3 protein-coding genes are annotated in these 4,084 nt (G+C 52.7%); 1 reads left to right on the top strand and 2 read right to left on the bottom strand.

The genetic code is table 11. The features are described from left to right. The coding region (locus ACJROR_RS14150) for a diguanylate cyclase domain-containing protein (protein WP_406547666.1) at nucleotides 1-2,379 on the top strand (2,379 nt) is incomplete at its 5' end. Between the two features lie 210 nt (nucleotides 2,380-2,589). Here ACJROR_RS14150 and ACJROR_RS14145 read toward each other — a convergent pair. Together ACJROR_RS14145 and ACJROR_RS14140 are read right to left on the bottom strand one after the other, a co-directional pair. Continuing rightward, nucleotides 2,590-3,177: a thermonuclease family protein gene (locus tag ACJROR_RS14145; protein WP_406037318.1), complete on the bottom strand. Its 588-nt coding sequence runs from the start codon at nucleotides 3,175-3,177 to the stop codon at nucleotides 2,590-2,592. Between the two features lie 319 nt (nucleotides 3,178-3,496). Then, nucleotides 3,497-3,694: a hypothetical protein gene (locus ACJROR_RS14140; RefSeq protein ID WP_406037316.1), complete on the bottom strand. Its 198-nt coding sequence runs from the start codon at nucleotides 3,692-3,694 to the stop codon at nucleotides 3,497-3,499. Nucleotides 3,695-4,084 lie beyond the last annotated feature (390 nt).

The following is a 4,084-nucleotide window of genomic DNA, read 5'->3' as shown; positions in this document are numbered from 1 at the left end:
AAGTCGGCGTGGCTTGTCTATCGCAGATTTCTCATTGCGGTGCTTATCTATTACGTCACCGATATTCTCTGGGGCTTTCTGGAAGCTAAGAAGCTGGCGTTTCTCCTGTTTGCCGATACCACGGTCTACTATGCGGCCATGGCGGCAGGCGTGTTTTTCTGGGCGCAGTATACCGTCATTTACCTCATGGAAGGCAATAACTGCGGCCGCTCTCTGATTTATGCCGGACATGCCATCGCCGCAACCATCATCGGGCTTGCGGCAGTCAATGTATTCGTTCCGGTGCTGTTCACCGTGGATGCCGCCGCTGTCTACGAGCCCTTACTGCTTCGGCATGTGATGCTGTGGGTGCAGATAGTTTTCCTGTTTCTGATTTCCTGCTATGCCATTTATCAGGCCGTAACCAAAAATCATTCCTCCAGAAGACGCCGCGGCCGCACCCTGGCGTTTTTCGGGATTGTCATGACGATTTTTCTTACCGTGCAGCTGTGGTTCCCCTATCTCCCTCTCTACACCATCGCCTACATGCTGGGCATCTGCATTATCCATACCTTTGTCATCACCGATGAAAAGGAGGAATACCGTCTGGAGCTTCTGGAATCAGAAAAGAAACGCCGGATGGATCAGATAGTCTCCTCCCTTATGGACAATTTCCCCGGCCGGGCCTTCACCAAGGATGCCGCCACCGGGAAATACATTGCCTGCAACCGGGAATTTGCGCTGTTTGCCGGTCTGGGATCTCCGCAGGAGGTCATCGGACATACGGCGGCGCAGCTTTTTGAGCAAAAAACGGCAGATCAGTTCGCCGAGGACGACAGAATAGCCTTCTCCATGGAAGGCCCGTATATCTTCTACGAGCACCTTCCCGATCCCCAGGGCAACATCCGGCAGTACCAGACCACCAAGAAGAAGTATCTTGATTACTCCGGCCGCTTCTGCATTGCGGGCACCTGTCAGGACGTTACGGACATGGTGCGCATTCAGCGGGAAAACATCGAAACCCGCAAGGCTTATGAAAAGGCCCGGGTGATCAGCTTGGTCTACAACCATATCGCCCAGGCTCTCTCCCGGGGCTACACCGATCTTTTTTACGTCAATACGGAAAACGGCAACTTCACGGAATACCGGGCCGATGCCGAAAGCGGCATGCTGGAGGAGGTAAGATCCGACACGAACTTCTTCGATCACTGCCGCCCCGAAGCCGTCACCAATGTCTATCCCGATGACATCGATGCCTTTGCGGATGCCATGGATCGGAACACCCTCATGGATGCTCTGGACAAAAACGGGCTCTTTGTCATGACCTACCGCCGCCTTGTTAACGGAAAACCGGTGTATGTGACCATGCGGGTTTCCCGGGTCAAGGACGATAACAGCTATATCGTTATCGGGGTTTCCGACATTGACGATCAGATGAAGCAAAGACTCGCGGCGGAAAAGATGCGGGAGGAACATACTGCCTATGCCCGCCTTAACGCGCTTACCGGGGATTATCTCTGCGTTTACATCGTGAATCCCGAGACCGGAACCTACCGGGCGCTCAGCATCACCTCGGGCTATGAAGCGCTGTCCCTGCCTGAAAACGGCAGCAACTTCTTCGAGACCGCCCGGGAGATTACCAAGAACAACGTCTATCCGGAAGACATTAACCGCTTTATCTCCCTGTTCACCCGGGAAAACGTCATGGCAGAGCTGGAAAGCGGCGGCATTTACGCCCTGAGCTTCCGCATGTCCATGGCCGGAAGACCTACCTATGTGCAGCTCCGCGCTGCCGCCATTACGGAAAACAATGTCCGCAGCCTGATTGTGGGAATCAGCGATGTGGACTTCCAGGTGCGGCAGGAGGAGGATTACGCAAGGCGCCTCACTCAGGCTCTCAGTCAGGCCAATGTGGATGCCCTTACCGGAGTGAAGAGCAAGCACGCCTATATGGAAGAAGAACGCACGCTGAATCTGCAGATCCGGGTGCGTCATGCTCCGCCCTTTGCCGTGGCTCTTCTGGATCTCAACGATCTTAAAGCCATTAACGATAACCAGGGCCATCAGGCAGGGGATCAGTATCTCCGTAATGCCTGCCGCATCATCTGCGAGATCTTCAAGCGCTGTCCGGTGTACCGCATCGGCGGCGACGAGTTTGCGGTGCTGATAAGGGGATCTGAATATGAAAGGGTCGATGAACTGGCGAAGATGGTGTCCGATCATAATGAAGAGGCCCTGAAGTCCGGCGGTATTGTTATCGCCTGCGGCATTGCCAGGTTTAACCCGGAAACCGATGACTGCGTTACTGCGGTATTCGGCCGCGCTGACCGGACAATGTATGAAAACAAGCATCTCCTGAAATCCCGGAGCTCTGCTGAAGAGGCCGCCCTGCGTTCCTGAGGTTCGGGGAATCTCCTGATACCTTTTAAATGAGCCGGATCTCTGGCCGTCCCAGTCCCGCCGGCTTTTGTCAATCCCGGTTCATTTCTTCATTATTTCCCATCCCGGATCGGCCTTGTGCTTTTTATTTCTCTGACGAATTTTTTTCGCCGCATTTTTCTGCCTCTTCTTCTCTTATCAGGAGAAAGCAAATTATCGCAGGAAGGCATATTAGCGGGGAAAGGCATAAGGGCGGGTTATCCCCCTTCTCCGGGCTCTCCGGTAATCTGAGGGATAAACGGGATGGGGATCCTGCCAGAGGCCGCGCTTTTCAGAACGAGCCAGATCCTCCCAGCGCAGATAATCCTGACTGTCCAGATAGCGGCGATAGGCCCAGGCCATCCCTTCCCGCACCTGAAGTCCGTTGATGTTGACGCCCCGGAGGTACACAGTGCCGAGATACCGGCCGTAGCGATCCTGCCCCGGGATATCGATGCGGACGGGTTTTCCGAGGACATGCCTCCTGAGGTTTTTGCCGGAGGCCCGGCCCCAGGGCTGAGACTTTTCGGGAGCGTCAATGCTGCGGAGTCTGATGCGATATCGCCCGCGCCGGTTGTCGCAGTCCAGGGTGTCCCCGTCCAGCACCCGGGCTACGGTGCAGTCCAGCACGGCGGCAGGGCTCGAAATTCCGCAGAAAAGGAGGGGCAGAGCCAGAAAGACAGCTATCAGGGATCTTCTGATTCTCCCGAAAACACTATTCCGAAGAGCAGAGTTAAATTTAAGAGCTTTTACTGCCCTGCTCAATCTTTCGGGTGTCATGGTGTCTCCTGCGGTTACTGCTATTGGTTAAGGGATAAGCAGAGTTGATGGAAATCTGGGTTCGGTACGGGGCTCCGACCTTGCCTCATTTAGATCGCCCTTTGCAAATGACTTTCCCTAACCTTGGAATGTCTTTTCCGGACATTATAAGGCAGTGATATGTTGCGAACTCAGGGTATAAAAGGATTCCTGATGTCGGGAGCAGGCGCAAACATTGAGAGCTGCATTGTTCATTTCTGTCGTCACTACAGTAAAAAGCGCCATTAAGAGGCGCTTTCTGCATAACTAATCATAGTCATAATCATGGTTTTTATATCTTTCAATTCTTTTTTCTTCTGCGGTATCTGATGATCCACCACAATGCACAAAAAACAATCAGTGGCCCCACCATTTGAAATTGCGTACCTTCTAAACCAAGCCATCTGCTTATCAGCACACCAGCACAAAATAAAAACAGCACAATCAGACAAAAAACTACCAGCAACCCTGAGAAAAATGGACCGTCCGTTACTATCATAAGCGCCTCCCAACCCCTTGTTTTCATGGTAACAAGAACTCGGAGGCATGTAATCATTTTTCGCTGATTTTTGCCGGACGCATCAGATGCCTGAATTTTTCCATTTCGTGTTTACATTCGTTTTCAGGCACGATGTTTTATCACGCTCGTGAAGGCTTTGAGATCTTTTCCGGCAAAGCCAAGTCCGCAGCAAAGAAATTCCTCAAAGGAGCTTCCTCATTTCATTGCCTGACAAGGGGTAGTTAAACCGCCGTAATAATCATTCTTGACGGGATAGCCACCGTAAATATCATCCCGGAATGTCGGGGGCGTGGATGCATCGGAAAGCCGGGCGTCGGATTCCGGCTGAGAAAATTCCCGATTACAGATTCACCCATAACGCGGGCCGCA

Origin of the sequence: Succinimonas sp. (assembly GCF_045225735.1) — a bacterium.
GTDB lineage: Bacteria > Pseudomonadota > Gammaproteobacteria > Enterobacterales > Succinivibrionaceae > Succinimonas.
The sequence above is the reverse complement of the archived record's forward strand: the minus strand, read 5'-3'. Positions and strand labels throughout refer to the sequence as shown.

What these genes read in the sequence shown, in the direction of transcription:
- ACJROR_RS14145 (WP_406037318.1), bottom strand. Translation starts at nt 3,177, where the DNA reads ATGACACCCGAAAGATTGAGCAGGGCAGTAAAAGCTCTTAAATTTAAC.
- ACJROR_RS14140 (WP_406037316.1), bottom strand. Translation starts at nt 3,694, where the DNA reads ATGATAGTAACGGACGGTCCATTTTTCTCAGGGTTGCTGGTAGTTTTT.